The organism is Pseudomonas sp. PME37.24/025 (assembly GCF_055556615.1).
Map to the genome: position 1 here is coordinate 540,947 of NZ_JBVHNK010000002.1, position 18,477 is coordinate 559,423.

Sequence of the window (18,477 nt, forward strand, 5' to 3'; positions counted from 1 at the left end):
ACGGACTGTTCCGACGGGCAGGCTTTTCATGCCGTCGGACAAAGCAGGCATAATACCGCGCCTTCGCCCGCGAAGCGCCTTTCCCACACAGCCGGTCGCCCCTTTGAACGAACGCCCGATGTCCACCGCCTTACGCCCCTCGGCCTGCCCGGGGTTGCTGCGTATTGTCCCGGCGCTGGATGGCGGCATCTGCCGGATCAAATTGAACGGCGGCTCGATCAGCGCTGCCCAGGCTGAAGCAGTGGCCAGCGCCGCGGAACGGTTTGCCGGGGGCGTGATCGAGGCGACCAACCGCGCCAACCTGCAGATTCGCGGGATTGGCAGCGAGCAGACGGCCTTGATCGACAGCCTGCTCGCCGCAGGATTGGGCCCGCGTACCGCGGCGGGCGACGATGTACGCAATCTGATGCTCAGCCCGAGCGCCGGGATCGACCGGCAGATGTTGCTCGATACGCGCCCGCTGGCCGAACAGATCCTCATCAGCCTGCAAAGCCATGAGCGTTTTCACCAGTTGAGCGCCAAATTTGCCGTGCAACTCGATGGCGGCGAAGGCCTGGCGATGCTCGAACATCCTCACGACCTGTGGTTGAGTGCTGTTGAGCAAGAGGGCGAGTGCGTGCTGGCCTTCGGTCTGGCGGGTTGCCCGATGGAGTCTCCGTCGGGCGCGGTGCGACTGGAGAACGGCCATGCGCTGGTGATCGCGGTGCTTGAGTTGTTCCTCGATCTGGCGCGTCCGGACCAGACGCGCATGCGTCATCTGCTGGCCGAATACCCGGTTGCCGGGTTTGTCGCTCAAGTGGCCGAACGTGTGCCGCTACTGTCTATCGTGAGCGAGCCGCGCGTTACGAACTCGAGCGTTCTGCACATTGGCGCTCATCCTCAGCGTGAAACCGGCCGTGTCTATATCGGCGCGACGCCGCCTCTGGGCCGACTCGATCCCGCCATGCTCCGGGGCGCTGCACAACTGGCCCGCGAACGAGGTGACGGCAGCCTGCGTTTCACACCTTGGCAAAGCCTGCTGTTGCCCGATATCCACGAACGCGATGCCGCTGAAGTTATCCACAGCCTGGAAAATTTGCGCCTGCGCTGTTCGGCAGACGATGCCTTGGCGCATCTGATTGCCTGCACCGGTTCGGCGGGTTGCGGCAAAGGCCTGTCCGACACCAAAGGCGATGCGCTGCAACTGGCGGCGTTGCTGCAACGTCACGGCCAACTCTTTGATGTGCATCTGTCTGGCTGCGCGCGTTCCTGCGCGGCGGCGCACATCACGCCAGCGACGTTGCTGGCAGTCTCCCCCGGTCACTACGACCTCTATTTTCGCGATGCAGCGCAGCCGGGTTTCGGCGCGCTGCACGCACGCAATCTTACTATTGAAGCGGTCGCGGCCTTGCTCGACGCCCGCTCACGGAGCTCCCTTGATGCTTGATTACATCCGCGACGGTCAGGAGATCTATCGCAACTCCTTCGCGATCATTCGCGCCGAGGCCAACCTTGCGCGCATTCCGGCCGATCTGGAGAAACTCGCGGTGCGGGTGATCCACGCTTGCGGCATGGTCGACGCCATCGACGGGCTGCAATTTTCCGCAGGCGCCGGCAAGGCCGGGCGCGATGCGCTGTCGGCTGGTGCGCCGATTCTGTGCGACGCGCGGATGGTCAGCGAAGGCGTGACCCGCGCGCGTTTGCCCGCCAACAACCCAGTGATTTGCACCCTGCGCGACGACAGTGTTCCGGAACTCGCCCGTGAGTTGGGCAACACCCGTTCCGCTGCCGCGCTGGAACTGTGGCGCCCGCACCTGGAGGGCAGCGTGGTGGTGATCGGCAATGCGCCGACCGCGCTGTTTTATCTGCTGGAAATGCTCGACGCCGGCGCGCCAAAACCGGCGCTGATCCTCGGCTTCCCGGTGGGTTTCGTCGGCGCCGCCGAATCCAAGGCGATGCTCGCGGCGGACAGCCGTGGCGTGCCTTTCGTCATCATGCAAGGCCGGTTGGGCGGTAGTGCCATGGCCGCCGCCGCCGTCAACGCCCTCGCCACGGAGATCGAATGATGCAGCAACCTGGACGTTTGATTGGCCTGGGCGTCGGCCCCGGTGATCCGGAACTGATTACCGTCAAAGCCTTGCGCCTGCTGCGCGAATCGCCGGTGGTGGCGTACTTCGTCGCCAAGGGCAAAAAGGGCAACGCCTTCGGCATCATCGAGGCGCATTTGCAGGACGCGCAAACGCTGCTGCCGCTGGTTTACCCGGTGACCACCGAAGCGCTGCCGGCGCCGTTGTCGTACGAACAAGTGATCAGCGATTTCTACGATGCGGCTGGCGAACAACTCGCCGCGCATCTGGACGCCGGCCGTGACGTGGCGGTGATTTGCGAAGGCGATCCGTTCTTCTACGGCTCTTACATGTACCTGCACGATCGTCTGGCCGAACGCTATGAAGCCGAAGTCGTGCCGGGCGTCTGCTCGATGCTCGGCGGTGCGTCGGTACTCGGCGCACCGCTGGTGTATCGCAATCAGAGCCTGTCGGTGTTGTCGGGTGTGTTGCCGCACGAAGACCTCAAGCGGCGACTGGCCGATGCCGATGCCGCGGTGATCATGAAACTGGGACGAAATTTTCCCAAGGTTCGCCAGGTGCTCGAAGAACTCGGTCTGGCGGAGCGTGCGTTGTACGTCGAGCGCGCGACCATGGCCAATCAGAAAATCGTGCCGCTGGACCAGGTCGAACCGATGTCCTCGCCGTATTTCTCGCTGATCATCGTTCCCGGCGAAAGGTGGCAAGGCTGATGGCCCATCCCGCTCCGGCGATTGTCATTCTCGGCAATGGCAGCCTCGCGACCGCCCGCAAGATTCAGCAGGTGTATCCGGGCGCATTGATTCATGGATTGGCCGAACGGGTCGAAGGCGCAGACCGGGTTTATCACGAGTTCGGTGCGACCCTGCGCGAACTTTATCAACAGGACACGCCGATCATCGCGCTGTGCGCCGCCGGGATTGTGATCCGTACCCTGGCGCCGTTGCTGCTGGAAAAGGGCGCCGAGCCACCGGTTCTGGCGGTGGCCGAAGACGGCAGCGCCGTGGTGCCACTGCTCGGCGGTCTCGGCGGAGTGAATGTCATGGCGCGCGAGATTGCCGCCGGCCTCGACGTCGCGGCGGCGATCACCACCAGCGGTGAATTGCGTTTCGGCACCTGCCTGCTCAATCCACCCAGCGGCTATGCCTTGGGCGATCTGGAGTTGGGCAAGCGCTTCGTCTCGGACTTGCTGGCTGGCGAACACGTGCGCATCGAAGGCGCTGCGCCCTGGTTGGCGCAAGCACAATTGCCAGAAGACCCTCAGGCGCATTTGTCGATCCATGTCGGCAGCGCCGAACGGACGCCAGCGGCCAATGAGCTGTTGATCTACCCGCGCAGTGTGTTGTTGGCGGTCAGCGCCAGTGTGGCGGATTTGCCTCAGGCGATTCGCGCGGCGCTGCGTCAGGCGCAAGTCGCCGTTCAATCGCTGGCGTGCTTGCTGGCGCCAGCCACGGAAATGGCCAACCCGACGTTGCGCGAAGCGGCGCTTGAGCTGGGTGTGCCGCTGCGTTTTGCCTCCTCCGCCAGCGATGCCAGCGAGTTGGCACGCGCGGTCGTTCCCGGCGCGACAATTATCTCGATCGACGCGAACCTGGCGCTGGCGATCGCTGAACAACCGCTGGACATCGCACAGATCGGCCGCCCTCGCGGTCGACTGGCCGTGATCGGCTTGGGCCCAGGCGCCGCCGAATTGATGGTGCCTGCGGTGAAGGCCGAACTGGCCAAAGCCACGGATGTGCTCGGTTATGAAACCTATGTGCGCATGGCTGGCCCGTTTCGACCGGATCAAGTGTTGCATTGCACCGACAACCGCGAAGAGATGCAGCGTGCCCGTCACGCCTTCGAACTGGCGGCCCAAGGGCGCTCGGTGATTGTGGTCTCGTCCGGTGACCCTGGCGTGTTCGCCATGGCCGCTGCTGTGCTGGAAGCCTTGCACGAGTCGAGTGAGCCGGCCTGGCATAGCGTCGATCTGGAGATTCTTCCGGGGGTTTCTGCTTCGCTGGCGACCGCCGCTCAGGCCGGTGCGCCGTTGGGGCATGACTTCTGCGTGATGTCGCTGTCGGACAACCTCAAGCCGTGGTCGATCATCGAGAAGCGTCTGGACCTGGCCGCCGAAGCCGATCTGGCGTTGGCCTTCTATAACCCGATATCCCGTTCTCGGCCGTGGCAGTTGGGTCGTGCTCTGGAAATCGTCGCACAACACCGTACGCCGCAAACCCCGGTGGTTCTGGGCCGTGATATCGGCCGGCCCGGCCAGACGCTGCGGGTCACCACACTCGGTGCGCTCACGCCTGAGCAAGTGGACATGCGCACCATGGTGCTGATCGGCTCGTCCACCACCTGCGTGTTCCCACGCGCCGAAGGTGGTGAATGGGTCTACACACCGCGCTGGTATGGCAGCAAACCCCTCTGCTGAGCCTTGGCGGCCCGCTCGGGCCGCCTTCATTACCTGAGTCCCATTATTGCACTCGATTGTTTCGGCATCTGTGCGTGTAAGCCTGTTCGGTTATTTGCATGGGATTCTTGCTGTCTGCCTGGAAGAACTTGGATCTTGCATTGTAGGAAGTTCTACTCGGATGTCTGTGTTTTTCAGAGTGCGACAGATCACGAGTTCAGGCAGTTGTTATTGGGTCAGGATTTATAAAGAGTTTTCCGATGTTCTAACTTATGGATCATAAGTGAGCGAGCCAGAGTGCGTGAGTCTGTAACATCGGGTGTGATGTTTGTTCTGACATTAATTGAATTTCTTGTTGGTTGAATGGCGTCGAGCGGCGGGTTAATTTTATTTTGCACTTTGTTAGTGTGGATTGGTTTTAAATAACTTATGTAGCGTTTCAGGGTGTGAGTTTTTCGGTGTCCGTCCTGAGTGACGGCTCCTCCCGTTGTTCTACTTGAAGTGGGTGATTCATTTCGAGTGTTTTAGCGCGAGGGTGGAAACATTATTGTCTAGTGTCGATTCCGACTGTTTATATACGATAAATGGAAGTGTTATTTATGAATGAGTCTACGTTCTCGTTTACGGGTGGCTACGTCAATTTTATGGATTTGTTCAAGCCGATGGACCTTGAACAGGCATTGATATCGCACAAGGGCTCCGCCCAATATGAAGCGGTGTTCCGTTATTACAACGGTTGTATTGGTTTGCAGGATTCTCCGCAACTGTTGGAGCCTTTGGGTCTGCTCAAGCAAGCTTTAGGGGCCCTGGAGGGAGGTAACCGGAGGCGCCGTGCGGCAGAGTCGGAGCAGCCTATGAGTCCTGACGGCGCTGGGGCTCCTGATTTGGCGGATATCTACAACCGAGTGGAGGGGTTCGAGGCGCGTTTGCACAATAGCCTCGAACAGCAGAAGTTACCCGCCACCGAGGTGCCAAAAAAACTGCATTTTGTCTGGCTTGGTGGCGGCGTCGGGGCGATTCAGCGCGACTACATCAATATCTGGAAGCAGGTGATGGTCGCAGACGGCTACCACCTCAATCTCTGGTACGACAGCGACGCGTTGCTGGCCTATGAAACCAACCGGATCATTGTCGAGGCCGCCAAGGCCGACGCCATGCTCAATGGCGGGCAAGCCAGTGTCGATGCGGTTGACCTGGGCAACCACTATGAAGAGCGCGCCATCGTTCTGAAGCAGCAAATGCATGCGCATATTACACAGACAGTGGAAAATGGCGGCAGCGCCGATGACGCCAGAATTGATTTACTGGTTCGGGCCTATGGCCAGGATGAAGCGAATCTGATTGCCCTGAGGAATAACAACCGGGACAGCCTGATGGCATTGGCCCAAGGTGCTCTGGCACTGCGCGATCTTGCCATTGGCGAAGCGCCGCTGCAGCTGCAGGATATTTACGAGCGGGAGATCAGTCTGCGGGGCAACTTTGCGGCGGCCTCTGATGTCGTGCGCGTCGAGGCTTTGTTCGCTGAGGGCGGCAGTTATGCCGATGTTGATAACTTGCCGCCGCTGTTGGAGATGCTCGGCGAGGTGGACATTAGTGCATTCAAGACCGACGCGCGCCTGGGCGTGCTGCAATTGATACTTGACCGCAATCCCGAGTGGATGCCCGGTCGTCAGGCGCTACGCAGTCAATACACCAGCTACTTCGAGCAAATTCCACTGGAACACCGCGAGGCACTCGTGCGTTTCGCTGACAGCCGACCCAAGCTGAACCGCGTTTTTCGCCCCCCGGTAGAACGTCTGGTTCAACCTGACGGGCTACGCGCCGTCGCCGAACAAAGTAGTTTGAGCAACGCGTTCCTGATGGCCCACCCCGGCTCAAAAACGCTTAAAACCGTGCTCGAGCGTTTCAGACTCAATTATAAAATCGTCGATGCCACCGCCCGCCTGGCCGATGAGAAAAACATTGCCCTCATTGATGTCGAGGCCATGAGTGGTCTGGCGAAGCAGGTTGCGACAAAGGTTTTCGGTGCTTTAGACAAGCTGTCGATGGAAGAAGAGCTGGCCGTATTTTTTCTGGTTCAGGCGGCCGCAACCTACTACAGCGACGGGATCCGCCCCCAAAGTGAAGTGACGATCTACCTGACCGGCCCTGCGGCCATGCGCGAGGGGATGGCGGACTATGAAAAGGCACGCTTTACGCCTCGAACCGCCGAAGCGTGGCGAGCGGAAGTCGCCATCCCGGCCATCGCCACCGTCAACCGGGCGACGGAGGAGGAACTGGATCACTCCTGGAAAGAGAATGAAAGTAATACCAGGCAATGGCTGAGCAACGAGAAAAGCCGCTGGCAAGAGGGCCGATACAATGCCCGTTACGCAGGTGATCTGGCGCAGTTGCTCAAATACCGCACCATCGACTTCGAGGAAGGCTGGCCGGTGATCGAGGGGCGCCATGTGCTGTCCACCGACCTGTTGCAACATCTGGCTGATGAGCTGGGTGAGCCGTTCATGCGGATGATGAATCGCGGTCATAACGGCACGGTGACCTTCAACAGGGTCGTACCACTGAGCTTTGATGAGCGTCAGTCGATCCTCGCCCAAAGCATCGATGCGCTGCCGCCTGCGTCGTTGAGCGATCCGCAGACGCAACAGTTGTCGATTGATGAACTCTTGAGCAGACTCGCCAAGGGAACTGTCGACGTCGGCCAGTTGAGCCCCTTGCAACGTCTGTTGCTCGGCGCTTTGACCGGCGCACAAACTCTGGATAATCGCAGCTTCGAAGCGGTTCGTCCGCAGCTGGATAACCTGGCCAACAGCCTCACGGAACTGGGGACTGCGGGCCGCTACGCAACGATCGAACACGCGCTTTACCAACGCCAGGCTCCGGCGTTTCTGGCAGGGCTTGCCAGCCCGGCCGATCATCCGCCGGCGCATTCCGAAACCGCCCTGGGGCTGAAGAAAAACACGTTGGAACAACCTTTGACGTTGCGCCAATGGGGCAAGCAGGTCGCTAGAATCCAACAGCTGGCGAAACTTGAATACCGTGACCGGATTGTCGAGCGTGTCGGTGTTGTTCTGGACAGTTTTGAAGCTGGCACCATCAAGCTTGTACCGCAGGATTTACTCCTGCAGGGCGCCGGTGACCCGGTGGGTGGGCGTTGTTATCCACTGACCCTGGTGATGGCGGCAGCCTTGTCAGAGGGAAAGGCCGCGGCCAACACCCTGCGCGAGCGATTCTATCTGGGAGTTATCGAACCGCAAGGGAGTGATTCAGCGAGCTTTCTACACAGCCTGGAGGCGTTGCGCGGTGTACAGCTCAGTGAGGTGGGCAGCGCGCTGGCGCGCTCTGATCTGAATCAAGTCGTGGATATTCTGCAAGCCAGAACAGCCACCAGTACGCTGATGCTCAACTCCGATAATCACGCCATGCTGGTGGCCAAAACCATTGATGGCGAGCGCAGCACTTATCACTTTTACGATCCGAATTTTGGTGTATTCGAGTTCGAGGATTCGACGCTGTTCAGGCAGGCGCTGGAACAGTTCTTTCTTGGCCAGGAAATGGCCAGACATTACACAGCCTATGGCGATGCGACGCATCCAGCCTTCGATCTGATTGAACTGGACGGCGCGCGGGTGAGGGGGGTGGTATTGCCTGGCGGAACCCGGGTCTCGCAATTGCTACAGCCCGGCACATTGCCGGGACAGCTGCAACGCCCTGTCGGGCAGCGTCTGGCCAGTGCCCGAGGGCAGTCGTTGATGAACAATTCCAGGCTCGGCAGCTGTCTGCTGCAACTGGACAGTCATTGGTTGGGTCAGCAGATCGAGCAGGCGACGGCCCTGCTTAAACAGAACAATCAGTTGGCACCGGAGCTGGTGCCGTTGTTTGAAACACTGGAAATAACCCCGAGCGGGGACTATCGGTTGACCCTGATAGACCCCAAGGACCCGGAGCATCCGGTTCGTGTCACCACTGACGATCAACGTTTCCTGCGAATCAAGAATTTTCTCTCGGAAACGTTCGCAGCTTTGGCGACCAAGTCCCAGCGTCCGGTCAATGAAATGGAGCCGACCGAGGCTGGCAGCATTCATACGCTCAATGCAGGTTTCACCATACAAGCCTTGATGAATGCACTACGGGGGCAGGAAGGTGCTGGAAAACCATTGACGACCGCCGTTCGGTTGCACGCTTACCTCAATTACACGCAACTGCTTCACGGCAACGCGGTTGACGTCGTCGGTCTTGTCAAACTGGTACGCCAGGCCCTGGCGGAAGATAAAGTCATTGCCCGTACCTGCGCTCCGGTCGTGAGTGAGGCCCTGGAGCATATCGCCAACGAGGGAGTAGGCGCGGTGCTGGGGCTGGCCAATGTTGGATTCGATATTTACGAGCTGGCAAATGCTGAAAACCAGGAGCAGCGCGCGCGAGTCACTACCCAGTTGACGTTTGATCTGGGTGGCCTGGCTTTGAATGGAGCTGGTTTTCTTGCCGGGGGCACGGCGGGAGCTTTCGCGGGTGCCCTTGCCGTCCCATTGGTCGGGGTGGGGTTCGGTGTCACGGCCATTGCCAGTAATTTGGGGCAGATCCAGGATCAGGCCAGAGCTGTTGCCGAAACGTTCAATAAGTTCAAGATCGCCTATAGCCCACAGGCTTGCACACGTGAAAGGGGCATTGTTTCAATCATGCCGCAAAGCGTTGTCCATACCCTGGATCTGCGCAGCGGAGTCATCGAGTTCGGCAGTCAGGCGCTGTTTCGCAGTTCGCGCCCCAGTAATCTGCACCTGCCGGAGTCTGATGGCAAAAGAGCTCAGGCAATCGATATTCGTAAAGGCATGAGGCTGCCCAGTCGGGTAAAACTGCCGACATTTGAAGCGCTCGACAGCGATAGCGGTGTTGTGCCGGAGCGCGGCTGGCTGTTGCCCTGTACTCCCAAGTGCTACTACGGCTACGAGTATCAACTCGGCAGCGTTCCGACAGTACCTTTGTTTGGTCCCTGGGTGGAGGGATTGAACGGGTTTGCGCTTGGGTCAGAACTCATGACCGGAAAGCCGGATCCGGTGTTCGATGTACTAAGGAGCCTGGAGTACGACGCGCAAGGCAATCAACAGTTTTACCTGTCTGCACATACTCCCTTTCCCTTCATCCTTTACAAACTCTATCCGGTCTACGAGGCAACTACTGTCACTGTGCGGCTGGATAGCACGACGCGATCGCTCTACGTTGCGGATATACCAAAGCCTTGGCACGACATGATCACCTATCGGATCGAGGGTGCCGGCGCTCCATGCACGTTGTTTCTCAATCCGGGGGTGAGCCTGAAGCTCGAGTCGCCGAGTCTGCAGTCCATGCAATGGATGCTGGTGGCGACTTGGGCCAGTGAAAGCGATGTTCGGGTGGGGCGTTTCGGGGAACTCAATATCGGCACCATCAAGGTGGAGCGCATGGGTACAGGTCGGCACATATTCCTGATCAAGATTGCCGATAATCAGGTGTTCAGAGTCGAATACGACAAACAACAACTGTCCCTGGTCGAGCAGGACGTTCCCCAAGGCATGCATGCACGGGCGTTGCAGGATCACTTCAAGGCTCTGGCCCATGAGCATCGTCTGGCGATGCCCTATACGCCGGTTCACCAGTATTTGATCCCGTTCGAGCGACCTGACGAACCCCGCTATACGACGGCCTGGTATGACGCAACTGAAGACCGCTTCCTGTACATCCGCGACGAGGACGTGCTGTTGGCCGATGAAGCACTGTTGGGGGCGGTGGTGGAAGGTTATGCGTATTTCTATCACCCGCAGGGTTACGAGATCTGGCAAGTCGACGCGATCACCGGCCTGATCAGCCATCGCTATCGGTTACTGCTGCCGATCGGAGACGATATCGCCATTACGAGCTTCGTGGCAGACGTGCACGGGGTGATCGAGGTTGTTCAAGAGATAACCCGCACGGACCGGCCGATCGATGTTATGACCTACCTGATCCAAGACGGACAACTGTTCCTGAGCTCGGTTACCCATGACAAGAGGCCGGATCTTGCGACAGTCTTCAAGGCGAGCGACACGCTGGGCGACTGGGTTCAGGTGTTGGGCGACTTTTATAAGTTTCCGCCCCCCCGGCAAGCGGCAGACATCACCATTGATTGGCAGCTCGCACCCTTTGTGTCGATTTGCTGGAGGCAAGATCATTTCAGCTGGTGGGATATGGCATGGGTCCGCACCAGTGACCGATTGATCATCCGCCCATCTCCTCGTTCCGGCCATGACACAGTTTGGCCACCTGCCCTTAAGCCGCTGAGTGGTTTCACCCTTATCGCCCCTGCCGGTAGCGAGAGCGAGGTGTTTGTGATTTATGACAAGCCTTACAATCGCCTCTGCCGTCATCAGCGATCATCTATGGCGGGCAAAAATCAGTGGTCCGTAGAGTTGATCAATCCCGAGGGCCTGGCGAACGTTGTGGCGCTTCAACAGGGATACCTGGTGCTGACCGATATGGGTCTGTTCTTCCAGGTAACGGCCCAGGGCCATTTGCAACTGGGAGGGCTGACCGAGGACTGGCTGAAGAATCGAGTGCACTGGTGGTTGGCATTGGACGCGGTGGCCAGGCAGTACCCGGTTGCGCATTTCTCCATTGCGGGGCTAACCAACTTTAGCAGCGGCGCCAGGTTGTCTGCCTGGTATGTGGACGATCGCCTGTTACTGGCGGATCCGGAACCTGGAAAGGAACTGCGCTTATTGTGCGTTACTCCGGATAACCGTGCGGTCTGGCTGTTCGATGTTTCAAACGGAGAAATCTATCGCCAGGCCTTTATCGACCCGCAGAAGCTTGAAGGCGCATTTGGTCAGGGCTCGCGTTTGCTATTGGCTGACGCGCTGCCCGCCGCGGAGCGCGAATGGGCGACTTGGCAGTTTACCGACGTGACAGTCGAAGGGGCGGGACTGCGTGGCATAACATTCGAAGGCGTGGTGGTCGCGCTGCATTATCAAGAACCGGCATTGGTCATCGGAGTCACCCGTGAGTGGGTCGTGACTCAGGAGGCCCGAATGTCCGAGGGCCTCAAACAATTGACGGATAGCCAGCCTCATACCGCGCTCCTGTCGGTGGAGGAGCCCGGTAGCTGGATGTGGTTCGTGGCTCAGACCAAACGTGTTATTCGGGTACCAAAGGCTGCGATTGCGGAGCCCTTCGAGTTGTTGGGAACGCAACGGCAAACTAACGTGTTGCTTCATGAGGACAAGGAAGGACTGCTGCTGACTTATCCGAACATGGGGCATGCGGGGCCACTCAGTTATGTCCAGCGTAGTGCCGAGGTCATGGTCATTGAAGGTCACATGAAGGTCGACGATGTTTTGCCGCTGATGCCGGACAATGTCACGACCCTGATCCTGCGCATGGGACAAGGAGCGGTAAGTTACCGGCTGTCGAAGGCGGCGTGGTTGAAGCTTGAATCGGTCATCGTCGATTGCCGCTATTCACTCGATCACCCGCCTTCGGTTCCAGGAAAATTGATCTGGGATGTTGTGGTTGCGGATCAACTATGGGTGAGCCGGGTCGATGAGCATTTGGTGATTGTTGATTCCGACAGCGGACACAGTCTGATCTTTCGTCAGGTATTTGCGCTGGATCCAGCCCTGCGTGGAGATGTGTTTCTGGCAGTGGGCGACTTTCAATCCTTTGCGGTGGCGACCCTGGTCAGGGCCCTGCTCGCCAGAAAGGACACCTCGAATAGTGTATTGCTCAATAAGCTTTTGCCGGTCGGAAAAGTTGAAACTGTAGACAGTTAAATTCTGAAAGCCATTCACACATTGGGCGCTGTTCAGTGTGTGAATGGCAGAAAATGGCAGCGCCGAGTAATCGAACCCGAACCATTTTGAAGTTGCGCTGAAGCTGGAGTACGACGCTGCAGGTAGTCGCCAGTTCTGGTTTGCCTTTTACAAAAATCATTGCTCGGGCGAGAGCTGCCCTAAATATTGCACGGCAAGTGTGCGCAGTGGGACAACCTCAAGCCGTGGGGCAATTTCAAAGGGACTCAATGACTGCGTTCCTTTTCCTCAAGGCAAATCGCGACATACGGAACTTATTGATAAACTCGTTGAGTGTTGGTCTCCAATGCTCGAGTTTTTCTCGATTTAATATTAGATGTGCAGTCCGGCGAACTATTTTTGCTGATCGATTTTCCCAGTTCCAGAATAAAAAATTGCCATTTTTTGTTTCGGAAAACAACTGCACTTGAATGATCATTATAGAAAGGTTGCCTCGTGAATTATACTTGACGGGCAGAACTTGTAAGGTTTGACCTTCCCCGCTTTCTTCGCCCAGCGATAGGAGTGCAGGGCTATTGAACTTCAAGGAGTCGAACGTATCGATCATGGCGTTTTTTTCTACGGGGTCCTTGATCATCCATACAATGTAGTCTGCTAAAGACATGGTTACGTCGTTAAATGTAAGTTCATTAACATCTCCATTCATGATCCAGCCAAAGTTGTCCATTGCTTGTAGGTAGTCCGTAAACCAGTCACCTGAGTCGGCATAACGGTATTTCGATTCGTCGGCATACTTGGTTGCTATATTCTGGATGTCTGCCAAATCATCGTGGTCGCGCAAGGACATTGTTTTAACGTAAGAAGTCAGAGTCGGGCCGGTTACCAGTCCGGAGAGTAGCTCGTTCATGTGTAAAGTCTCGTCAGAGTTAAGTTTGATTTGTGTGTGCGGGGTTGCATTGTTTGAGTTGCATGAATACAGCGCTTTCCGAAAGTTTAAAAGTCGTTTGTTCTTGGTGTGTGTGTCCGATTGTTAGTTGAGTATGTGGGGGCGTTTTGCGCGCACATATTCAGTAATCGGTTAGGGGTGTTGTATGAGAACGTGATGAATTAGATTGGTGTTAGTCCGCAGGAGCGGTCAATTTGATAAAAAGGATTAAGTATGAGCAATTTTGAAAGTGTAGTAAGCGTTGCGCAAAGCGTTGAGTTGGTAAAGGCCCGTGTTAGTAAGCGTAAGGCGCAGGCCCCCGCTGGGCTGCGTCCACGTGCGCTGGCCGTGCAGCTAACTGACAATCCGACAAAGGAACTGGATGCGGTGATGCTGGGCGATGCGCTAGTGGGTTATGGCAAGGGTATGTCGCTCAACAATATGGCGATCATAGAGAACGTGATGACAATGGCCATTATGGAGGCCAATTACGAGTTTCCCAACGGCAAGAATACTCAACCATGGTATGGCGAGTTTGTTGGATGTTTAAGGGATCTTGGGTGTTTCATCGCCGATGATGGTTACACTCAATACTCCAGTAGGTCTCTGCGCGTCGACATGGACTATGTAATTAAAGACATCGTTAAAGGAATACTGGACGGTGTGAAGGCCAGTTTGCCGGCAGCCTCTGTGCTTGGTGGAGTAATAGACACCACAGTGGGTGGTTTGAAGGACGATACGAAAACCTTAAATCTTTTTAATAGCGAGGTAAAAATACCTGAAGGTGCGCGATTGTCGGTCATTCCATGCGAACAATTGGAAAACGGTATTCTAGTTGCCTCGTCTGCATCAGTAAGGCAAACAGGGTCTTCGCACAACGGCGGCGTCCTCTTTGTAAACTGGCAGTCTTCGGCGCTGGAAATTTTTCGAGGGAAGTCGTTCATCACGTTTAATCCTGCTCGATATGAGGAGTTCAGAAGTGACATTGAAGAATATCTTGGTACGCATCGGAAGGAAGTGCTTAAACAAAGGTTTAGTCGTCGTAGGACTGCATGAGTTTTGAAGCGAAAAGTGCTGATTTCTTTTTGGAGAGTTGAATGGAATATTCAATTTATATAAGCACGTGCAGTATTTTGTTGCTGTCCCGATCATTGTCGGAGCCTTTAAAGCAGAGCGTGCAGGATTCGATTCTTTTTTCCCAGCTTTGCGCAGACGAAGACTTTTGCGAAAGCCCGACGACTGTGGAATGGCAGGATGTCTTCAAGGAGTCTTTGGGATCTTGTGGCTGGAGTTTGCACGAACAGCAGGAAATGTCATTACCTGCCGACAGCGGTCGATTCAACCTCACAAATAGATTGCTGTGCATTCTTGGAAAGCACCTTTCAGGTGCGCAGAAAGATTTCTTGGATATCGCTTCCAAGCAGCTTTCTGCGATGCCGGAAAGTACACCACTTGCCGGAGTTTTCCGTGATCATGCGGTGATGAAAGAGCAAGCTCATATCAAGATGCAATTAGGTATCGTTGACAAAGAGGGGCTTCTTACAATGGCTACGGTGCTTTTCAAGACTGTTGAGGACGTGGGGCCGAACCTCATTGATCATGTTTTCGATCCGGCCCGAGTGCAAGGGCGCGTGAAAACTGGTTTTGTCAATGCCCGATTGAACATCAAGAGCTATGAGGAGAATGCAGAGAACGTTGTGCAGTGGCTGGGCTCGCAACGGCAATCCCACTCCGGGCGCATTGATCAACTGTAAGGATGACGACCCCATATGGGGTCGTCTTTTACCTCCCCTGGATCGTTTGGAGGAGGCAAGCAGGTGGTGACTCAGGGCACCAGATACCCTTTGACCCCGGTGAAAATGATCTGCGCGGCCAAGGCGCAGACGAACAGGCCCATCAAGCGGCTGACAATCTGCAGGCCTTGGTCACCGAGAATCCGTTCGATACGGTTCGACAGATATAGCACTACGCCGACTGTGAAACTGGCCAGCGCAATACTGAGAATCGCTGTGAGCTTGTCGTCCCAGTGCGGCTGGCTCACACCCATCACCAGCAAGGCGCCGATGGTGCCGGGGCCGACTGTCAGCGGAATGGTCAGCGGGACGATGGTCACGTCTTGCTGCACATTGTCGGTCTGCACCACCGACTTGCCCTGGGCCATGCCCAGCGCCGAGATGAACAGCACACTGCCGGCACCGATACGGAATGCATCCACGGTAATGCCGAACACGTCAAAGATCACCCGCCCGAACAGGTACAGCAAGACGCTGGAAACCAGAGTGGCAATCGCCACTTTCCAGGCCAGACGACGTTGTTCCTTGCGCGAATAACCGCGGGTCAGACTGATGAAGCAGGACAACACGAAGAACGGGCTGTAGAGCACCAGCATCTTCAGGTAAACGCTGAACAACACGTGGAGCATGGGACAAGCTCACTGGCGAGGGAAGTCGAGGGGGGAGTCTATCAGGCGCTATGGAGTCTGTCGGCTCAGGAGGTCTGAACCGCTGCCCGGTTTTGCTGATCACGCTGGGCAACCCAATGCTCGATCAGGTCGCGCAACTGCGACAGCTCGACCGGTTTGGCCATGTGCCCATCCATGCCAGCCTGACGCGCGCGCTCTTTATGCTCGGCGAGGATGTGTGCGGTCAAGGCCACCACGGGGGTGCGAATCCGCTGGTTACCGACTTCCCAGGCACGCAGTTGCTGGGTGGCGGAGAAGCCGTCGAGGATTGGCATTTCACAGTCCATCAGCACCAGGTCATAGCGCTGGGCCTTCATCGCCACCAGGGCTTCTTCGCCATTGCTGGCGGTGTCCGGTTGCAGATTAAGTTTGCCCAGCATGCCGCGTATGACCTTGGTCGAGATGCTGTTGTCTTCGGCCACCAGGATGCGGAAATCGCTGGGCACCTTGACCGGAAGGGTAGGGCCGGTGGGTAGCTGCTGCGAGACCGAGAGGCCTTTGTTGCGCTGATTCAGCTCGTCCGCCAACGTGGTCTTGAGGGTATAGCCGGCCACCGGTTTGGCGAGAATGCGCTTGATCCCGGAATTACGCGCGATGATCTTGCTCGGGGCATTGCTGATGCCGGTGAGCATGATCAGCAGAATGTCATGGTTCAGGCTCGGGTCTTCCTTGATCTTGGCGGCCAGTTGCATGCCGGTCATGCCGGGCATGTTCTGGTCCAGCAGGACCACGTCGAAGTAATCGCGCAGGTGAGCCTTGGTGCGCAGCAACGCCAGGGCCTCCTTGCCGGATGGCACGGCGCTGACATTCAGGCCCCAGGCGCTGCACTGCTGCACCAACACCTTGCGACAGGTGTCGTTGTCGTCCACGACCAGAACGCGTGCGCCTTGCAGCGGGCTGTCCAGGTCCGAGGTCGGATGTTCGAGACGGTCCGGGTCCAGGGGCAGGGTCAGCCACAATGTGCTGCCCTGGTTGGCGCCGCTCTTGATACCGAATTCACCCTGCATCAAACGGATCAGCTGACGGGCAATCACCAGCCCTAGATTGCCCCCCAGGCTGGTGGCCGAGAGGAAGTGCTTGCTGTGCAGTTCGGCATGCATCAACGCGTCGCGTTCTTCCGCCTCCATCGGCTGGCCGCTGTCCTGCACCGCGATGCGCAGTCGAGGTTTGGCGCTGCGTTCATCCAGGGCAACGACGATCAGGATCTCGCCTTCGTCGGTTTTCTTCAGGGCGTTTTCCAGCAGGCTCAGCAAGGTCTGGCGCAGGCGTGTCGGATCTCCGCTGATGACGCGTGGTACCTGCGGCTGGATAAAGCTGATCAGCTCGACGTTCTGCTGTTCGGCCTTGGCGCGGAAGATGCTCAGGCAGTCTTCGATCAGGGCGTTGAGGTCGAACTGCACGTCGTCCAGTTCGATCTGCCCGGACTCAAGTTTGGAGATGTCGAGAATTTCGTTGATCAGTGTCAGCAGCTCGTTGCCGGCGCTGTGGATGGTCTGCACATAGTCGCGCTGCTTGACCGACAGTGGTGTGCCCAGCAGGAGTTCGGTCATGCCCAACACGCCATTCATCGGGGTGCGGATTTCGTGGCTGATCTTCGCCAGAAACTCGGCTTTGGCGTTGATCTCGGCGTTGCTGGCGGCCAGATCGCGACTGACGCTGAAACGGTCTTCGGTAATGCTTCGCTGTCGCTCGCCCAGGGCAATACTCATCAACAGGCCACTGATGCAAATAAACACCAGAAGAATAATGATCAGGCCTTGCGGCGCGACAAGGGTCAGCCCCTGCAGTGCCGGCAGGATAATCAATGTGCCGAGGTTGAATACCACCATGGCCGCCACGAACAGGCGCGCCGGGCGATAACCTTTTTGCCAGTGATGGGCACTGACGAACAACATGCTCAGACCGGCCAGAGCAACCAGCCCATACGTGATCAGGTTCAGTGGCAGTGTGTTGACGAACAGCAACAGCAGGCCGCAGACCATGATGAACAGGATGTCCCCCAGCAGCAGTTTGTTCAGCGGGTGAGGGCCGAGCGGGGCGAAGAAACGGTAGGCGAACATCAGACCGCAAGGCGCGGTCATCAGCAAGGCGAGGTAGGCACCGGGTGTCTGCACGGCGGACCAGTTCGGCAACCATGGCCGGGCCAGGTTCAGTAGCAACACCAGGCTGAGCATCAGCAGCCCTTCGCATGCTGCCAGCCAGAGGCTGCTGCGCGAGCGGGTGTAGATGTAACGGGTCAGGTTATGCAGGATCAGCATCCCGAGGCAGCCAAAGAGCAAGCCGTAGATCAGCGTCTGGTACTGAGTGGCCGCGGTCATGACCGCCGATTGCAGGGTGATGTACGGCCGAAACTGGTGTTCGGAAACCAGCCGCAGGTAGACGTCGAGGGTTTTGTCGCTTTGTGGCAGCGGCAACATGAAGTCGCTGCTGGGGAGGGGGCGCTTAGCCTGGAGCTGCCCGGTACCGGTATTCAATTGATCGATCAACTGGTCGCCGTCGAGCACATACAGATTGAGGTGCGACAGGTCTGGTGCGAACACTCGCAGCAACTGTTCATGCTTGCCGGGCGCGAGCCTGAAACGCAGCCATAGCGCGCCATCGGGCGCGGCCGCGGTGAGGCGGTCGAGTTCGATGGGGCTGAATTGATTGGTGTAGCGGCTGGAGCGGATGTCGCTCAGCTGCAGATCGCCCTGTTCGTCGAGCAATACTGCCCAGCCACTGCCTTGCGCGGCCTGGGCCGGGAGCATGCAGAGCAAGGTCAGCAGAGTGACGGTGAAGCCTATGGCAATCCTGAGCCAGCGCACGGCGAAATCCCTTCGTAGGTTAATGCCAGAGTATAACTATGCGCGGCGCCGGAATAGTCAGGCAAGGGCCGC

At 57.5% G+C, this 18,477-nt stretch carries 10 protein-coding genes; 7 read left to right on the forward strand and 3 right to left on the reverse strand.

All coding sequences use genetic code 11. From position 1 onward, the window contains the following. The first annotated feature begins 118 nt into the window (after window positions 1–118). The 5 genes from cobG to ACZ3HH_RS05625 all read left to right on the forward strand — a co-directional run bounded on the left by cobG (window position 119) and on the right by ACZ3HH_RS05625 (window position 12,236). Window positions 119–1,426 (forward strand): precorrin-3B synthase, encoded by a 1,308-nt coding sequence (cobG, locus tag ACZ3HH_RS05605; protein ID WP_465803286.1) that lies wholly within the window; start codon window positions 119–121, stop codon window positions 1,424–1,426. After that, window positions 1,419–2,045, forward strand: a complete 627-nt coding sequence (locus ACZ3HH_RS05610; RefSeq protein ID WP_465803288.1) for a precorrin-8X methylmutase — start codon at window positions 1,419–1,421, stop codon at window positions 2,043–2,045. The genes cobG and ACZ3HH_RS05610 overlap by 8 nt, the downstream gene beginning before the upstream one ends. Next, the gene (locus ACZ3HH_RS05615) at window positions 2,045–2,776 is read left to right on the forward strand and encodes a precorrin-2 C(20)-methyltransferase (RefSeq protein ID WP_030128260.1); all 732 of its coding nucleotides are present in this window, start codon (window positions 2,045–2,047) and stop codon (window positions 2,774–2,776) included. Before ACZ3HH_RS05610 ends, ACZ3HH_RS05615 begins: the two co-directional genes overlap by 1 nt. After that, window positions 2,776–4,479, forward strand: coding sequence for a precorrin-3B C(17)-methyltransferase (gene cobJ, locus ACZ3HH_RS05620; protein WP_465803290.1), 1,704 nt, complete (start codon window positions 2,776–2,778; stop codon window positions 4,477–4,479). Before ACZ3HH_RS05615 ends, cobJ begins: the two co-directional genes overlap by 1 nt. A 578-nt stretch (window positions 4,480–5,057) precedes the next feature. Then, window positions 5,058–12,236 carry a TcdA/TcdB pore-forming domain-containing protein gene (locus tag ACZ3HH_RS05625; RefSeq protein WP_465803291.1) on the forward strand — a complete coding sequence of 2,393 codons (7,179 nt, stop codon included), beginning with the start codon at window positions 5,058–5,060 and terminating at the stop codon, window positions 12,234–12,236. A 235-nt stretch (window positions 12,237–12,471) separates the two neighbouring features. On the opposite strand, the gene ACZ3HH_RS05630 is transcribed toward ACZ3HH_RS05625, so the two are convergent. Further along, entirely contained in the window at window positions 12,472–13,122 is a 651-nt protein-coding gene (locus ACZ3HH_RS05630) for a hypothetical protein (protein WP_465803292.1), read from the reverse strand. A 252-nt stretch (window positions 13,123–13,374) separates the two neighbouring features. On the opposite strand from ACZ3HH_RS05630, the gene ACZ3HH_RS05635 reads away from it, so the two are divergent. After that, window positions 13,375–14,196 (forward strand): hypothetical protein, encoded by an 822-nt coding sequence (locus ACZ3HH_RS05635; protein ID WP_465803293.1) that lies wholly within the window; start codon window positions 13,375–13,377, stop codon window positions 14,194–14,196. 41 nt (window positions 14,197–14,237) lie between these two features. Continuing rightward, window positions 14,238–14,894, forward strand: a complete 657-nt coding sequence (locus ACZ3HH_RS05640; protein ID WP_465803294.1) for a hypothetical protein — start codon at window positions 14,238–14,240, stop codon at window positions 14,892–14,894. Window positions 14,895–14,965: 71 nt separating this feature from the next. Here the strand turns inward: ACZ3HH_RS05640 and ACZ3HH_RS05645 are convergent, their stop codons facing one another. Then, a complete protein-coding gene (locus tag ACZ3HH_RS05645; protein ID WP_019582263.1) occupies window positions 14,966–15,562 on the reverse strand; it encodes a MarC family protein in 597 nt (198 codons plus the stop codon). Between the two features lie 65 nt (window positions 15,563–15,627). Then, window positions 15,628–18,405, reverse strand: coding sequence for a hybrid sensor histidine kinase/response regulator (locus tag ACZ3HH_RS05650; RefSeq protein WP_465803295.1), 2,778 nt, complete (start codon window positions 18,403–18,405; stop codon window positions 15,628–15,630). Window positions 18,406–18,477 lie beyond the last annotated feature (72 nt).

Coding starts and splice junctions, on each gene's coding strand:
- cobG (WP_465803286.1), top strand. CDS start 119: ATGTCCACCGCCTTACGCCCCTCGGCCTGCCCGGGGTTGCTGCGTATT.
- ACZ3HH_RS05610 (WP_465803288.1), top strand. CDS start 1,419: ATGCTTGATTACATCCGCGACGGTCAGGAGATCTATCGCAACTCCTTC.
- ACZ3HH_RS05615 (WP_030128260.1), top strand. CDS start 2,045: ATGCAGCAACCTGGACGTTTGATTGGCCTGGGCGTCGGCCCCGGTGAT.
- cobJ (WP_465803290.1), top strand. CDS start 2,776: ATGGCCCATCCCGCTCCGGCGATTGTCATTCTCGGCAATGGCAGCCTC.
- ACZ3HH_RS05625 (WP_465803291.1), top strand. CDS start 5,058: ATGAATGAGTCTACGTTCTCGTTTACGGGTGGCTACGTCAATTTTATG.
- ACZ3HH_RS05630 (WP_465803292.1), bottom strand. CDS start 13,122: ATGAACGAGCTACTCTCCGGACTGGTAACCGGCCCGACTCTGACTTCT.
- ACZ3HH_RS05635 (WP_465803293.1), top strand. CDS start 13,375: ATGAGCAATTTTGAAAGTGTAGTAAGCGTTGCGCAAAGCGTTGAGTTG.
- ACZ3HH_RS05640 (WP_465803294.1), top strand. CDS start 14,238: ATGGAATATTCAATTTATATAAGCACGTGCAGTATTTTGTTGCTGTCC.
- ACZ3HH_RS05645 (WP_019582263.1), bottom strand. CDS start 15,562: ATGCTCCACGTGTTGTTCAGCGTTTACCTGAAGATGCTGGTGCTCTAC.